Raw genomic sequence first — 15,883 nt, 5'->3', positions numbered from 1 at the left:
AATGAAAAAAACATTAAAAGATTATAATTTTGATGATAAAACAGTTTTATTGAGATGTGATTTTAACGTACCAATGAAGGATGGTGTTATCACTGACAATAAACGTATATTTGAGTCTCTTCCTACAATCAAGCACCTTCTTGATAATGGCGCAAAAGTAATTATGATGAGCCACTTGGGCAGACCAAAGGGCGAATATAATTTAAAATATACTTTAGAGCCAGTTAGGGACGAGATTGAAAAACTTCTTGGAAGAGATGTAAAATTCATCTCTTGCCCTGAAGTAGTTAATGACGAAGTTAGAGAAGCAGCTAAAAATCTTAAAAAAGGAGAGCTTCTTTTACTAGAAAATACTAGATTTAGAAAAGAAGAAGAAAAATGCGACGAAGCTTTTTCTAAAGAGTTAGCAGACCTTGCAGATATCTATGTTAATGATGCTTTCGGCACTTCACACAGAGCTCACGCATCAAACGTTGGTGTAAGTAAATTTTTACCATCAGCACTAGGCTTTTTAGTTGAAAAAGAAATGAATATCATGGCGAAAGAGCTTGACGAGCCTAAGCATCCATTTATCGCTATACTTGGCGGATCAAAGGTATCTGATAAGATTGGCGTAATAGAAAACCTATTAAATAAGGCTGATAAGATACTTATTGGCGGCGCTATGGCATTTACATTCTTAAAGGCAAAGGGCATGAACGTTGGTAAGAGCTTAGTTGAAGACGACAAGTTAGATCTTGCGCTTGAACTATTAAAAAAGGCTGATGCAAAGAAAGTTGATTTGGTTCTACCAGTTGACGCTTTATGCGCTAAAGAGATAAAAGAAGATGCTGAAGCTGAATGCTATGAAGTAAATCATATACCAGAAGATTTGATGGGCCTTGACATAGGACCAGAAACTATCGATGTTTTTACTAAAAAATTATTGGGAGCAAAAACTATAGTTTGGAACGGACCTATGGGCGTATTTGAAATGGATAAATTTAAAAACGGCACTAATGCCATCGCTAAGGCACTTGCAAACTCTGATGCGACTACCATAGTCGGCGGAGGAGATAGTGCGAGCGCTGTTCAAAAAGCTGGCTACGAAGAAAAAATTACACATGTTTCAACTGGCGGAGGCGCTTCACTTGAGCTAATGGAAGGAAAAGTGCTTCCTGGCATAGCTGCTATTAATGATAAATAAGGAGACAAATTTGAAAAAATTTTTACTTGCTGCAAACTGGAAGATGAATATGGACGTAAAAGAGACAGAAAGCTTTTTCAAGGATTTGAGCCTAAAGCCAAATGACTCTTATGACGTTTATGTTGCAGTTCCATTTACAGATATTTATTTAGCAAATAAAACAAAAAAATTTAATGAAATAAAGATAGGTGCTCAAAACATCTACTTTGAAGACAAGGGAGCTTTTACTGGCGAGATTAGTACTTCTATGATTAAATTATGTGGAGCGGATTTTGTCATCATCGGTCACTCTGAAAGAAGAGAAATTTTCGGTGAGTGCGATGAGATGATTAATAAAAAAGTTTTGAAGGCGATAGATGATGATGTAGAAGTAATTCTATGCGTTGGCGAGACTTTGTCTGAAAGAGAAGATGAAAAGCACTTTGAAAAGATTGAAAAACAATTAAAGGCTGACCTAGTAGGCGTAGACGCAGCTAAATTAGATAACTTCGCCATCGCCTACGAGCCAATCTGGGCAATAGGTACAGGCAAGAGCGCTTCTAAGGAAGACGCTGAAGAGATGTGCCGCTTTGTTAGAGAAAAAGTTAAGGAAATGAATCCAAATCTTGAAGCAAAGCTTAGAGTGCTTTATGGCGGCAGCGTAAAAGGGGCAAACGCAGCTGATTTATCTAAAGAAGAAAATATCGATGGATTCTTAATCGGTGGCGCTTCACTAAAGACTGAGTCTTTTGAAGCCATTGCTAAGGAGATATAAGATGTCAAAAGCTATATTAATAATATTAGATGGTTTTGGAATCGGTAAAGATAACGACGCAAACGCTGTATATAGAGCCAATACGCCGACAATCGATAAATTATTTAAAGATTGTCCTAATGCGAAATTACAAGCGAGCGGCGAATATGTAGGCCTACCCGATGGCCAGATGGGTAACTCCGAGGTTGGTCACTTAAACATAGGTTCAGGAAGAGTTGTTTATCAAGATCTTTCTATGATCAATAGAGACATTAAGAACGGAGATTTCTTTAAAAAAGAAGAATTTCTTAAGGCGATTGAGCACGCAAAGAAAAATAATACAAATCTTCATTTGATGGGTCTACTAAGCTATGGTGGAGTTCACTCGCACATCGATCACATCAAGGCACTTCTTGATTTATGCAAAAAAGAGGGCGTGGGCGATAGAACTTATCTACACGCGATCTTAGATGGAAGAGATGTAGGCATACACTCAGCTGAGAACGATGTGAGCGAAATTATTGCTTACATGAAAAATAATTCTTGCGCTCATCTTGCTTCAATCAGCGGCAGATACTATGCCATGGACAGAGATAAGCGCTATGACAGAACAGAAAAATATTACAAAACTGTCACATCTAAGACGCCTGAACTTGTTTCGGATGATGCTATAGATACGATTAAAAAATCTTACGAAAAAGATGTCACAGATGAATTCATTTTGCCATGCGCAATTAAAAATGCTGGTGAAGTGAATGAAGTAAAATCGGGAGACAGCATTATCTTTATTAATTTTAGACCGGATAGAGCAAGACAAATTACAGATGCTTTCACTAATAAAGATTTTTCTGGATTTGAAAGAAAGTTTTTGGATGACATTTATTATGTGTGCATGACAAATTATGACTCAAGCTTTAAAAATGTTCATATCGCTTATAAAGATGAAGAGATAGTGAACACACTTGGAGAAGTTGTTTCAAAACATGGCTTAAAGCAATTGCGTATAGCCGAAACAGAGAAATACGCTCATGTAACATACTTTTTCAATGGCGGCCGCGAAGAAAAATTTGCTGATGAAGACAGAATTTTGATAAATTCACCAAAGGTAGCGACATACGATTTAAAACCTGAGATGAGCGCTTATGAGCTTACAGATAAGCTAGTGAGCGTTATGGCAGATTATGATTTAATCATATTAAACTATGCAAACACAGACATGGTCGGACACACAGGAGTTGTTCCAGCCATAATCAAGGCGGTAGAAACAGTTGATAGCTGCCTTGCAAAACTGTTAGCAAAGGCAAAGGAATGCGGTTTTACAGCCATAATCACAGCGGATCACGGCAACTGCGAGGCAATGTTTGATGAAGATGGTAAACCAATCACATCACATACGACAAACCCAGTCCCTGTAATACTTTTTAACGACGGAAAGCATAAGCTTAAAGATGGCGTGCTAGCAGACCTAGCACCATCACTATTAGATATATTAAATATAGAAAAGCCAAAAGAAATGACAGGCGAGAGCCTATTGGTATCGGAGGAATAAAATGAGTAGAATTATTGATGTATTTGCTATGGAAGTCTTAGATTCAAGATCTAACCCAACTGTAGAAGTAACAGTTTTAGCTGAATCAGGAGCAATCGGATCAGCTATAGTCCCATCAGGAGCATCTACTGGCGAACACGAAGCCGTAGAACTTAGAGATGGAGATCCAAAGAGATACGCTAAGAAAGGCGTGTTAAAGGCAGTTGACAATGTAAACAACGTTATCGCACCAGAAATTTTTGATATGGAAGTAACAGACCAAGTATCAATTGATAAATTAATGATAAACCTAGATGGAACAGAAAATAAGGGCAAACTTGGTGCAAACGCTATACTTGGCGTTTCGCTAGCAGTTGCTAAATGCGCTGCAAATGAATTAAATATGCCGCTTTATAGATATATCGGCGGAACTAATGCAAAAGTTTTACCAGTACCTATGATGAATATTTTGAATGGTGGTCAACATGCAGATAACAACGTAGATATACAAGAGTTTATGATTATGCCAATAGGCGCAGAAACATTTAGAGATGCACTTAGAATGGGATCAGAAGTTTATCACAGCTTAAAGAATGTTCTTAAAGAAAGAAAATTAGCTACAGGCGTTGGTGATGAAGGTGGTTATGCACCAGACTTATCAAGCAATGAAGAAGCAATCGAAACTATAATCGAAGCTATTGAAAAAGCTGGTTATGAAGCAGGCAAGGACATCTATTTAGCTCTTGACGTTGCTGCGAGCGAATTATATAACGCAGATACTAAAAAATATTATCTAAAGAGCGATAACGCAGAGCTAACAGACGAAGAAATGATTAATTACTACGTAAAATTAGTTAATAAATATCCACTTTACTCAATCGAAGATGGCTTAGATGAAAATGACTGGGACGGCTGGAAGAAATTAACTGAAAGATTAGGAGATAAGATTCAATTAGTTGGTGATGACCTTTATGTTACAAATACAAAGAGAATCAAAAAAGGTATAGAAGCTCACACAGCTAACTCAGTTTTAATCAAGCTTAACCAAATCGGTACATTAACTGAAACTATCGAAGCAATCGAAATGGCTCACAGAAATCATTACACAGCAGTTATTTCACACAGATCAGGTGAAACAGAAGATACAACAATCGCAGACCTTTCAGTTGCACTAAACACAGGACAAATCAAAACAGGTGCACCAGCTAGATCAGAAAGAGTTGCTAAATACAATCAACTTCTAAGAATCGAGTACATGCTTGATGATACAGCCATTTATGCAGGCAAGAGCATATTAAAAAAATAATTTAATAAAATATTTTACATGGGATGAGTTATATGCGCTCATCCCATTTTATTTTGCCTCACTATTAAGATAGAAAAAATTTAAGAATAAAAAATTTTATAAAATTCATTTAATGAGCGAAACGATATGAACTCAGTATAAAGATATTAAAAATGAATTTTTATAAAAGATATTAAATAAGAAAAAAGCATTGCAAAATAAATGCTCTTGTGGTAAAATAGATATGTTATAAGAGAGAATGGAGGTGTGTGTATGAATTACGTATTGTATGCACTAGTTGCAATTTCAGCTTTAGTATTAACTATATCAGTAGCAGCTACTGAAGGGGATGATCAAGGCTTACAAGCATTAGGCGGTTCTGAAAGTATTTGGGGCTCTAAAAATCCTACAAGAAATGTTGTTTTAAAAAGAATAACAACAGTTTCATCAGTTGTGTTTATGGTAACAACTTTGATATTAGCAGCTTTATAATAATAAAATAGGAGGAAGAAATGGACAAAATTTTAATCATAGCTCCTATAATCGGAGCTATAGCACTATTATTTGCTTTAGTTAAAGCTCTATTTGTTACTAAGCAAGAAGCTGGTAACGAAAGAATGAAAGAGATTGCTGGTTACATTCAAGAAGGCGCTCTTGCATTTTTAACAAGAGAATACAAATATTTAGCAATATTTATCGTTGTATTATTTGTAATTCTAGCTCTATTAATCAACATCGGTACAGCTGTATGTTATTTAATAGGTGCTGTATTCTCAATCTGTGCTGGATACATCGGCATGACAGTAGCTACTAAAGCTAATGTAAGAACTGCAAACGCAGCTAAGGAAAGCGGTATGGGCAAGGCTCTAAACGTTGCTTTCTCAGGCGGTACTGTTATGGGTATGTGCGTTGTAGGTTTAGGTTTACTAGGTACTAGCATTGTTTGGATGATATTCAAAGATGCAAACATCGTTACAGGTTTTGGTTTAGGTGCTTCATCAATCGCTTTATTTGCAAGAGTTGGTGGCGGTATCTATACAAAAGCTGCAGACGTTGGTGCTGACTTAGTTGGTAAGGTTGAAGCTGGTATACCAGAAGACGACCCAAGAAACCCAGCTGTTATCGCTGATAACGTTGGTGATAACGTTGGTGACGTTGCAGGTATGGGCGCTGACTTATTTGAATCATATGTTGGAGCAATTATTTCAGCTATTACTTTAGGTGCACTAGCATTTAGCGACAATGGTATTTCATTCGCATTAGCACTATGCTCAGTTGGTATCGTTGCATCAATCATCGGTACATTATTTGTAAAAGGCGATAAGAACCCTCAAAAAGCTCTTGATATGGCAACTTGGGGAAGCTCATTAATCACTATAATCGCTTCTTACTTCTTATCTACAAAGATATTAGGCTCAATCCAACCATTCTATGCTATAGTAGCAGGTGTTGTTGTTGGATTAATTATAGCAAAAGTAACAGAATATTATACAGCTGCTGAATATAAGCCAGTTCAAAAAGTTGCTGAAGAATCAGAAACAGGTGCTTCAACAAACATTATCGCTGGTTTATCAGTAGGTATGATGTCAACAGCTATCCCTATGATAGTTATTTCAATAGGTATACTAGTTGCATTCTTCCTAGCAGGCGGCGCAGCAAGCCCAGTAAATGGTCTTTACGGAATTTCACTAGCAGCTATAGGTCTATTAGCAACAGCTGCTACAACTATCGCAGTTGACGCTTACGGCCCAGTTGCTGATAACGCTGGTGGTATCGCTGAAATGTGCGGTCTTCCAGAAAGCGTAAGAGATATCACAGATAAGCTAGACTCAGTTGGTAACACAACAGCAGCAGTTGGTAAAGGTTTTGCCATCGCTTCAGCTGCACTTACAGCTCTAGCATTATTCGCTTCATATACTCAAGCAGTTGGACTTGAAAAGATTGACTTAACAAATCCATTAACAATAGCAGGTGTATTCATCGGTGGTATGCTACCATTCTTATTCTCATCATTAACTATGGATGCAGTTGGTAAAGCTGCTAACCAAATGATCGAAGAAGTTAGAAGACAATTTAAATCAATTCCTGGTATCATGGAAGGAACTGCAAAACCTGATTACGGCAAATGCGTAGACATTTCTACTAAGGCAGCTCTTAAGGAAATGGTTATCCCAGGACTTCTAGCTGTTGTATGCCCAGTACTTGTTGGTGTACTTCTAGGAACAGAAGCTCTAGGCGGTCTACTTGCTGGTTCATTAGTAACAGGCGTTCTTATGGCGATATTCATGTCAAACGCAGGCGGAGCTTGGGACAATGCTAAAAAGTATATTGAATCAGGAGTTCATGGTGGAAAAGGATCAGATGCTCACAAGGCAGCAGTAACAGGAGACACTGTTGGTGACCCATTCAAAGACACATCAGGACCATCTCTAAATATACTAATTAAATTAATGACAATAGTAGCATTAGTATTTGCACAAGTATTTGTTAGCTACGGTGGACTTATTATAAAATAAGATAAAATTGTAATTGGACTCCCCTTGATTTTAATGAGCGATGCTATTAAATAAGGGGAGCTTCATTTATAATATGGGTGATTTTATGGAAATAACAATTGACAATATTAAAATTAATTACATAATAGAAGGTGAATCAGAAAAGCCTGTACTTATACTTCATGGCTGGGGCGCTTCAATCGAAGCAGTCATGGGCATAGTTAACGCTTTGAAGGACACAAGAAGAGTTATCGCCATAGATTTACCAGGTCATGGCAAGTCATCTGAACCAGATAGAGTTTTTGGTGGAGAGGACTATGCAAACATTGTTAAGGCCTTTGTAGAGAAGCTTGGTATTAAAATATTTGACGGCATTGGTCACAGCTTTGGCGGCAAAACTTTGATACAAATTGCTTCTGAAGGCTATGAAAGACTAGATAAGATGGTTCTTATCGATGCTTCAGGGATACTTCCTAAGAGAAGTCTTTCATATTATTTAAAAGTTTATACATATAAATTCTTTAAAAAGCTTTATAGGCTAATCTTTTTTTACAAGAGTGAAGAAGAGCTTATGAAAAAGCTTTCAAAGAAATTTGGCTCTGACGATTACAAAAACACAAGTGGCATCATGAGAAAGACCTTTGTTAAGGTCGTTAACGAGTCTCTTCTTGATAGACTGGATTCTATCAAGAACGATACCCTTATATTGTGGGGCAAAGATGATGATACAACTCCATTATATATGGGTAAAATTATGAATGAGAAGATAAAAAATTCTGCTCTGGTTGAACTTGAGGGCGGACACTTCTCTTATGCAGATGATTATCAAATATTTTCACGAGTAATTAGATCTTATCTTAGTAAGGAGGAACTATGATAGCTATATTTATATTCTTGCCAATTTTATTAACAGTTTTAATATATATACACTCTTTAGCATTTTTCCAAATAATGCAATTAAATATGTATATTTCAAGCGAATACGAAGCTTGGCTTAAAAATTTTGGCTGGCTAAAGAACGCTTTAAAAAAATTAAAACCTGGCGATAAAAAGCCTTTAGTCTTTACTGATAGGATGAAGAGGATGATGAAGATATTTGCTTTATTTAATGTAATTATCATGTATACATCAATCATCGCTTATCTAATATTTGGAGAAAAAATTGCGTTAGCATATTTACTAGTACTTGCCTTTATTTTATATATCATAAGAGCAAGAAGCGTTAAATGTGCAAATATACTAGCACTTCCAATTGAAAATAAAATTAATCACGGTTTTTACGTTGAGGCGCAAAATAAAATAAAAAAAGAAAAAGAAAATAAATTAAAAGTTGTTGGAATAACTGGCAGCTATGGCAAGACATCGACAAAACTTGTTTTAAATGACATTGTAAAGAATAGTTTAAAGACATATGCAACACCAAGTTCTTTCAATACACCTATGGGTATTTCAAAAGTAATTAACAATGAGCTTGAGAGCGGAACTGAAGTTTTTATATCTGAGCTTGGGGCAAGATATGTGGGCGAAATTAAAGAAGTGGCTGATCTTGTTATGCCAGACATCGCCATCATCACAAACATAGGCCCATGTCACATAGAAACTTTTGGCTCTATGGAAAATATTGTCAAGACAAAGTTTGAGCTTATCGATTCGCTTAAAGAAGGCGGTCTAGCTATATTTAACTACGATAATCCATATATTAAAGAAAAAGCGGCTGAGGTCAAGACTAGAAAGGTTTACATTTCGCTTGAAGACGACGCTTGTGACTATTTTGCTAAAGATATAAGCGTAGGAGAATTTGGTACTGAATTTACTCTTATTTACAAAAATAATGAGTACAAGCTAAAGACAAAATTACTTGGCAAGCACAATATTTATAACGTGCTTTTATCTGTGGCGGCAGCTCACGAGCTAGGCATGTCCATGGAAGATGTAGTTAAGGCAGTTCTTGATGTTAATCAAGTTGAGCATAGACTTTCTTTAGTAGAAAATCCAAATAATCTCATAATCATTGACGATGCATTTAACAGTAATCCAAGCGGCGCACAAGCGGCACTTGATGTAGTCTCTGAGTTTAAAGAGGGTAAAAAGATTGTTATCTCACCGGGTATGGTTGAATTAGGAGATTTACAATACGAAGAGAATAAAAAATTTGGTAAGAATGCAGCAGCTGTTGTAGATCACTTCATCATAGTTGCTGAAGTAAATAAAAAAGCAATTAAAGACGGTCTTATAGAAGGCGGCCTCGATGAAAGATTTATACATGAGTCAGCAAGTTTAAGTGATGCACAATTAATTTTACAAAAAATATGTCAAGCAGGCGACGTGATTTTATTCGAAAACGATTTGCCTGATAATTATTAGGAGTTGATAGAATGCTAAAAGTAGGCGTTATATTTGGCGGAAGAAGCGTTGAACATGAAGTTTCAGTAATTACAGGAATGCAAGTTATTGAGAACATGGATAAAGAAAAATTTCTTCCAATTCCAATATATATTACAAAAGAAGGTAAGTGGCTAAGCTCCGAATCCTTCAAAAATTTTAAAACATTTAAAGATGGAGACTTTTCTTCAGCTAAGAACGTTATGCTTGGCTGTGACTATGGCGATTTTAACCTTTATATAAATCCAGAATCAAAGTCAATGTTTGATAAAAAGGTTTATGAAACATTAGATATGGTTTTCTTTGCTCTTCATGGAACCAATGGTGAGGATGGATCATGCCAAGGACTTATTGAAACAGTTGGACTTCCATATACAGGAACTAATGTTTTAAGCTCATCAGTTGGCATGGATAAGGTTATAATGAAGGATGTTTATAGAGCCAACGGTCTTCCTGTAGTTAATTACAAATATTACTACAGAAGCAAGTGGAGAAGCTCAAAAGAAGAAGTTATGGCAGATATTGAAAAGAATTTAAAATATCCATTATTTATAAAGCCATCAAACCTTGGCTCTTCAATCGGCATATCAAAGGTAAAAAATAAGGACAATCTAGAAGAAGCTTTGATGATAGCCTTTAGTTATGACAAAAAAGTCATAGTTGAAGAATCAGTTGAAAACGCAAGAGAAATTAACTGTGCTGTAATGGGCTATGAAGAAAATGTTGAAACATCAGAATTGGAAGAACCATTAGATTTTAAAGAATTATTAACATTTGATGATAAATATGTATCAAATAAAAAGACTCCTGGCACAAAAACAATGAGAAATTTACTTAAAAAGGATGAACCACTAAGAGATGAGCTTGAAAGACTAGCTACAAAGGCATTTACATCGATTGATGCATCAGGTAACGCTAGAGTAGACTTACTTGTATCTAAAGATACTGGAAAGGTATATATCAATGAGATAAACACAATCCCTGGTTCAGTTGCCTTTTATCTATGGGAGCCAAAAGGATATTCGTTTAAGGATCTTATAACAAAGATGCTAGAGATAGCTCAAGCAGTTGACACTATGAAGAAGGAAACTGTTTACTCTTACGATGCAGAGCTCTTTAAACGTATCCAATATGGAAAGAAATTATAGGTGATAGAATGAAAATCAGGGAACTTGTAATGAATTATTTCAGCAGAGAGGATTATGTTCCTCAAAGCAAGAAGGATTTATTAAGAACTTTTAAGATTACGAAGAAAGATAAAAAAATATTTGAAAAATTACTTAAATCATTAGAAAAAGATAAAAAAATTATTTGCAGCAACAATAAATATTACACTTACAATAGTTCCCGTGTTATTACAGGAAAGTATGAGGCTAATAAGCGTGGATTTGGTTTTGTTATTGGCGATGAATTTGATGTATTTATTAGATTTGAAAATTCAATGTACGCCATGGACTCTGATGAGGTATGCGCGATAATTACAGATAAAAAGCCGGATGGCAATTTCGAAGGCAAAATCATTAAGATACTTAATAGAGCAACTAAGAGAGTTGTCGGCACTTATCAAGATAATGATAGCTTTGGTTTTATTAGATGTGACGATGTAAAGATAATTTATGATGTCTTTATCAATAAAAGTGCATCGAAAAACGCCAAGAATGGCGATAAAGTAGTTGCCGAGATTATTAAGTATCCAGACAAAAATAAAAATCCAGAAGGAAGAGTCGTTGAAATCATCGGCAAAGAAGATGATCCAGGCATTGACATAACTTCGATAATTAAGTCTTATGACCTTAGAGAATATTTTCCAAATAGAGTAAAAGATGAATTAGAAGAAATAAATTATGAGATAAATTCAGATGAGATAGCTCGCAGAGTCGATTACAGAGACTTATTAACTATTACTATAGATGGCGTTGACTCAAAAGATTTAGATGATGCCATCAGCTTAGTGAAAAATGATGATAAATATACTTTGTATGTGCATATCGCTGACGTAGCAAACTATGTCAAAGAGCGCACTTATTTAGACAAGGAAGCTTACTTAAGAGGCAACTCCTACTACTTGCTTGATAGGGTCTTACCAATGCTACCAAAGGAGCTTTCGAACGGGATTTGCTCACTTAATCCAAATGAAGATAGATTAACTCTTTCGGTTAGGATAGACTTTGATAAAAACGGTGAAGTCCTTAGCCATAAGATTTCTGAAGCAATAATTAATTCTGATTATAGGCTTAATTACCCGCAAGTTTCAGATTTTCTAGAAGGCAAAAAGAAGGCAAATGAGCTTGGACTTGAAGGATTAGAAGAGACTCTTAAGAATATGCAAGAGCTAATGAATATTCTTAACGAAAAAAGAAATAAAAGGGGCAATATTGATTTTGATATAGTCGAGACAAAAGTAATTTTAGATGAAAAAGGCAAAGTTATTGATATAAAACCAGAAGAAAGACGCGTTGCTAACAAGCTTATAGAAGAGTTTATGATAGCTGCGAACGAAACTGTAGCTAAAGAATATTTTATGAAAGATTTACCCTTCGTCTACAGAGTGCATGAAAAGCCAAAGAGAGAGAAGATGTTCTACCTTGCTGAATTTTTGAAACGCTTCGATTTATACATTAATCCAGATAATGTTACTTCGGCTGATATAGCAAACGTATTGAATCAGCTTAAGGGCAAAAAAGAGTCGGCACTTATATCAAATATCGTTCTAAGAACTATGCAAAAGGCGAGATACACTTATGAAGAGCTTGGCCACTTTGGCCTTGCATCAAAGTATTACTCTCACTTTACATCGCCTATCAGAAGATACTCAGACCTTATTATTCATAGAATTATCAAAGATTTTATCAATGGTAGACTTAAGGAAAGTAAAATCGTTTATTACGAGAAAAATCTTGATCAAATGACAAAACATATATCTGAGACTGAATTAGTTCAAGAAAAGGCAGAGCGCGATATAGTTCAAATGAAGTGCGCTGAGTACATGCAAGATAAAATTGGTAATGTTTATGTCGGAGAAATTTCCTCATTAACATCCTTTGGCGTCTATGTAATGCTTGAAAATACTATAGAAGGACTTTGTCACTTTTCAAATATGGACGATGATTTTTATTACTTTGATGAAACAGAATACAAAGTTATCGGCAAGGACTCTTTAAATGAATACAAGATAGGCATGAAAGTTAGGGTGGCAGTCGTTGACGCATCAAAAGAGACAAGAACTATTGATTTTAAAATTCTTGGAGTGGTTGAATGAAAGACGAAGATTTAAAAGTTGTAGCTAATAATAAAAAAGCGAGACACGATTATTTTATTGAAAAGATATATGAGGCAGGCTTAGTTCTTAAGGGAACAGAGGTTAAATCCATAAGACAAGGCAGAGTGAATTTAAAAGAAAGCTATGTCATAGTGAAAGATGGCGAAATCTTTGTATTTGGTATGCATGTAAGTCCTTATAAAGAAGGAAACATATTTAACGAAGACCCATTAAGAACGAGAAAGCTATTGTTAAATAAAAGTGAAATTAGAAGAATCTCTCAAGAGGTGAAACTAGCTGGAGCTACGGTAGTTCCCTTAAGACTATATTTTAAGAATGGCAGAGCCAAGCTTGAGATAGCACTTGCTAAAGGTAAAAAACTTTATGACAAAAGAGAGAGCCAAAGAGAAAAAGACATTAAAAGAAGTATTGATAGAAAGTATAAAATCTAGGAGGTAAGCAAATGAAAATCGGTGAATCAAGAGAAAATTATTTAGAGATGATACTAATGCTACAAAACAAAGGCATTAAGGTTAGAAGTACAGACGTTGCGAAGGCCCTTGATTTTTCTAAGCCAAGCGTTAGTAGAGCAGTTGGTATATTAAAAGAAGATGGTTATATCGAAGTTCAAGACGATGGCGAGCTAACATTTACAAAGGAAGGCGAAAAGCTAGCAAAACTTGTTTATGATAGGCACTGTACACTTAGAACTTTCTTTGAAAATATTGGCGTTGACCATGAGACTGCAAATGATGATGCTTGTAGGGTTGAGCACGTTATAAGCCAAGTTACATTTGATAAAATAAAGGAATTAGTTAATAAAGGTAATGAATAATATTTTAGATAGACTAAACGCGAGCCAAAGGGAAGCTGTTTTATATAACAGTGGTCCCTTATTAATCATGGCTGGAGCTGGATCGGGAAAAACAAGGGTCGTTACATATAAGATAGCTTATCTTATTGAGAATGGTTTTGCGAGCGAAAATGAAATACTTGCGATAACATTTACGAACAAAGCGGCAAAAGAGATGAAAGATAGAGTGGCATCGTTTTTAAATAAGGATGTAAGTCCAATGTGGATAGGCACTTTTCACTCGATAGCGCTAAGACTACTTAGACGCCACGCAAACCTTGTTGGATACACAAACAGCTTCACTATTTATGATAGAGACAATCAAATAACACTTATTAAGGACATACTAAAGGAGCTTGAATTAGATCCTAAGACTTATGTCCCATCATATTTCATAGCGCTTATATCTAATTTAAAGATGCGAAATATGGATGCTGACGAATATGAAAGCATTTCTGATAGCTATAGAAAGAAAACTGATGCAGAAGTTTATAGACGTTATCAAAAGAAGATGCTTGAGTATGACGCGATGGACTTTGACGATATGATAGTAAATTGTGTAAGACTTTTAGAAGAAAATGAAGACGTAAGACAAATCTATCAAGAAAGATTTAAATACGTTTTTGTCGATGAGTATCAAGATACAAATTTTATGCAATATAAGATGGCAAAGTTATTCTCGGATCTTTACAAAAACATCTGCGTGGTTGGTGACGCTGACCAAAGTATCTATGGCTGGAGAGGCGCTGACATTAGAAATATTTTAAATTTTGAAAAAGATTATAAGAATGTTAAGACCATACTTCTTGAACAAAATTATAGATCGACTAAGAATATTTTAAAGGCTGCTAACAAGGTTATCAAGAACAACGATGAGAGAAAAGAGAAGAATCTTTGGACTGACAATCAAGACGGGGACGATGTTTACTGCTACATAACACAAAGCAATGTCGAAGAGAGTTACTTTGTAGCGCAAAAGATAAAAGAACTATTGGATGAGGGATATAAAGAGAGTGATTTTGCTATACTTTACAGAACAAACGCTCAATCGAGATCCTTTGAAGATATGTTTTTGAAGTTTGGAATTAAATATAATATTGTTGGCGGAGTAAAGTTCTATGACAGAAAAGAAATTAAGGACATACTTGCCTATTTTAAATTTTTAGATAATACAAATGATTTTATCTCTCTTAAGAGAATTATCAATACACCAAAGAGAGGTATTGGTGATAAAAGCATTGAGAGCATCACGGGTGATATGATTAGTAAAAATATCAGCCTTTATGATGCACTATCGATTAGCACGAATAAAAAGATAAAAGAATTTTTTGAAGTGATTGAGTCAATCAAAAAACTTAAAGACAATGTTACTCTGTCAGAGCTATATGATTTAGTTCTTGATAGGACTGATTATTTAAACGCACTAGAGAGAGAAAATACTGTTGAAGCAAGAACTAGGATAGAAAACTTAGATGAGTTTAGAAACCTATTACTTGATTATGAAGATAACTATGATAATATCACTCTTAAGGACTTTTTAGGAGAGATATCACTTTTAACTGACCTTGACAAGACTGAGGACAAGGGCGGCGATGCAGTAACCATGATTACTATGCACAGCGCTAAGGGTCTTGAATATAATATAGTCTTCATAGTTGGCATGGAAGATGGCCTTTTCCCAAGCGAAAGAGCCATAGAAGAAGGTAGTCTAGAAGAAGAGAGAAGACTTTGCTACGTTGCTTTAACTAGAGCAATGAAAAAACTATTCTTAAGTTTAGCAAAAGAAAGAAGAGTTTATGGTCAAAGTATCATCTCAAAACCTTCGAGGTTCATTGACGAAGCAGAGGACGCAATCAAAGTAGTGAGCTACAGATCAGATAAATTTGACGAAAGACCTATACTTGAAAATGCTAGCCTGAATAAGAGCATTTATAAGGAAAGGGGCTTTGATAAAACTGTTTCACGCTTTAAATCATATGTTGGCACAGATAGTGCGCCGAGTGATAAAAAAGACATCAAGGCAGGAGACAAGATTAAGCACAAAGCTTTTGGCGAAGGCATGGTTGTTTCTGTCAATGGCAAGAACTTAACTATAAGTTTTCCAAATAAGGGTATTAAGATTTTGAATATTGATTTTGCACCAATAAAAAGGATAGATTGAT

The 15,883-nt window shown here is 35.4% G+C and carries 13 protein-coding genes; all 13 read left to right on the top strand.

Annotation, left to right across the window (positions count from 1 at the left end):
* Position 1: 1 nt before the first annotated feature.
* The 13 genes from M1R53_RS05275 (at position 2) to M1R53_RS05215 (ending at position 15,882) form a co-directional block, all read left to right on the top strand.
* Entirely contained in the window at positions 2-1,186 is a 1,185-nt protein-coding gene (locus M1R53_RS05275) for a phosphoglycerate kinase (protein WP_249242245.1), read from the top strand.
* Between the two features lie 10 nt (positions 1,187-1,196).
* On the top strand, positions 1,197-1,940 hold the full coding sequence (gene tpiA, locus M1R53_RS05270) for a triose-phosphate isomerase (RefSeq protein ID WP_249242244.1): 744 nt from the start codon (positions 1,197-1,199) through the stop codon (positions 1,938-1,940).
* 1 nt (position 1,941) lies between these two features.
* On the top strand, positions 1,942-3,468 hold the full coding sequence (gene gpmI / locus M1R53_RS05265) for a 2,3-bisphosphoglycerate-independent phosphoglycerate mutase (RefSeq protein ID WP_249242243.1): 1,527 nt from the start codon (positions 1,942-1,944) through the stop codon (positions 3,466-3,468).
* 1 nt (position 3,469) lies between these two features.
* The gene (gene eno, locus M1R53_RS05260) at positions 3,470-4,753 is read left to right on the top strand and encodes a phosphopyruvate hydratase (RefSeq protein WP_249242242.1); all 1,284 of its coding nucleotides are present in this window, start codon (positions 3,470-3,472) and stop codon (positions 4,751-4,753) included.
* Between the two features lie 252 nt (positions 4,754-5,005).
* Positions 5,006-5,224 (top strand): preprotein translocase subunit SecG, encoded by a 219-nt coding sequence (gene secG, locus M1R53_RS05255; RefSeq protein WP_019213784.1) that lies wholly within the window; start codon positions 5,006-5,008, stop codon positions 5,222-5,224.
* Between the two features lie 20 nt (positions 5,225-5,244).
* The gene (locus M1R53_RS05250) at positions 5,245-7,248 is read left to right on the top strand and encodes a sodium-translocating pyrophosphatase (protein WP_249242241.1); all 2,004 of its coding nucleotides are present in this window, start codon (positions 5,245-5,247) and stop codon (positions 7,246-7,248) included.
* Positions 7,249-7,333: 85 nt separating this feature from the next.
* Positions 7,334-8,104: an alpha/beta fold hydrolase gene (locus M1R53_RS05245; RefSeq protein ID WP_249242240.1), complete on the top strand. Its 771-nt coding sequence runs from the start codon at positions 7,334-7,336 to the stop codon at positions 8,102-8,104.
* The gene (locus M1R53_RS05240; RefSeq protein WP_249242239.1) at positions 8,101-9,591 is read left to right on the top strand and encodes a UDP-N-acetylmuramoyl-tripeptide--D-alanyl-D-alanine ligase; all 1,491 of its coding nucleotides are present in this window, start codon (positions 8,101-8,103) and stop codon (positions 9,589-9,591) included. The genes M1R53_RS05245 and M1R53_RS05240 overlap by 4 nt, the downstream gene beginning before the upstream one ends.
* An 11-nt stretch (positions 9,592-9,602) precedes the next feature.
* A complete protein-coding gene (locus tag M1R53_RS05235) occupies positions 9,603-10,757 on the top strand; it encodes a D-alanine--D-alanine ligase family protein (protein WP_249242238.1) in 1,155 nt (384 codons plus the stop codon).
* A gap of 8 nt (positions 10,758-10,765) precedes the next feature.
* Positions 10,766-12,868 (top strand): ribonuclease R, encoded by a 2,103-nt coding sequence (gene rnr / locus M1R53_RS05230; protein WP_249242237.1) that lies wholly within the window; start codon positions 10,766-10,768, stop codon positions 12,866-12,868.
* Entirely contained in the window at positions 12,865-13,320 is a 456-nt protein-coding gene (gene smpB / locus M1R53_RS05225; protein ID WP_019213778.1) for an SsrA-binding protein SmpB, read from the top strand. The genes rnr and smpB overlap by 4 nt, the downstream gene beginning before the upstream one ends.
* A gap of 11 nt (positions 13,321-13,331) precedes the next feature.
* Positions 13,332-13,703 carry a metal-dependent transcriptional regulator gene (locus tag M1R53_RS05220; RefSeq protein ID WP_249242236.1) on the top strand — a complete coding sequence of 124 codons (372 nt, stop codon included), beginning with the start codon at positions 13,332-13,334 and terminating at the stop codon, positions 13,701-13,703.
* On the top strand, positions 13,696-15,882 hold the full coding sequence (locus M1R53_RS05215; RefSeq protein WP_249242235.1) for an ATP-dependent helicase: 2,187 nt from the start codon (positions 13,696-13,698) through the stop codon (positions 15,880-15,882). Before M1R53_RS05220 ends, M1R53_RS05215 begins: the two co-directional genes overlap by 8 nt.
* Position 15,883: the final 1 nt, after the last annotated feature.

Origin of the sequence: Fenollaria massiliensis (assembly GCF_023347705.1) — a bacterium.
Classification (GTDB): Bacteria; Bacillota; Clostridia; order Tissierellales; family Peptoniphilaceae; genus Fenollaria; species Fenollaria massiliensis.
Note: the sequence above shows the minus strand (reverse complement) of the source record. Positions and strands in the feature narration are given on the sequence as shown.

What these genes read in the sequence shown, in the direction of transcription:
- M1R53_RS05275 (WP_249242245.1), top strand. Translation starts at nt 2, where the DNA reads ATGAAAAAAACATTAAAAGATTATAATTTTGATGATAAAACAGTTTTA.
- gpmI (WP_249242243.1), top strand. Translation starts at nt 1,942, where the DNA reads ATGTCAAAAGCTATATTAATAATATTAGATGGTTTTGGAATCGGTAAA.
- eno (WP_249242242.1), top strand. Translation starts at nt 3,470, where the DNA reads ATGAGTAGAATTATTGATGTATTTGCTATGGAAGTCTTAGATTCAAGA.
- secG (WP_019213784.1), top strand. Translation starts at nt 5,006, where the DNA reads ATGAATTACGTATTGTATGCACTAGTTGCAATTTCAGCTTTAGTATTA.
- M1R53_RS05250 (WP_249242241.1), top strand. Translation starts at nt 5,245, where the DNA reads ATGGACAAAATTTTAATCATAGCTCCTATAATCGGAGCTATAGCACTA.
- M1R53_RS05245 (WP_249242240.1), top strand. Translation starts at nt 7,334, where the DNA reads ATGGAAATAACAATTGACAATATTAAAATTAATTACATAATAGAAGGT.
- M1R53_RS05240 (WP_249242239.1), top strand. Translation starts at nt 8,101, where the DNA reads ATGATAGCTATATTTATATTCTTGCCAATTTTATTAACAGTTTTAATA.
- M1R53_RS05235 (WP_249242238.1), top strand. Translation starts at nt 9,603, where the DNA reads ATGCTAAAAGTAGGCGTTATATTTGGCGGAAGAAGCGTTGAACATGAA.
- rnr (WP_249242237.1), top strand. Translation starts at nt 10,766, where the DNA reads ATGAAAATCAGGGAACTTGTAATGAATTATTTCAGCAGAGAGGATTAT.
- smpB (WP_019213778.1), top strand. Translation starts at nt 12,865, where the DNA reads ATGAAAGACGAAGATTTAAAAGTTGTAGCTAATAATAAAAAAGCGAGA.
- M1R53_RS05220 (WP_249242236.1), top strand. Translation starts at nt 13,332, where the DNA reads ATGAAAATCGGTGAATCAAGAGAAAATTATTTAGAGATGATACTAATG.
- M1R53_RS05215 (WP_249242235.1), top strand. Translation starts at nt 13,696, where the DNA reads ATGAATAATATTTTAGATAGACTAAACGCGAGCCAAAGGGAAGCTGTT.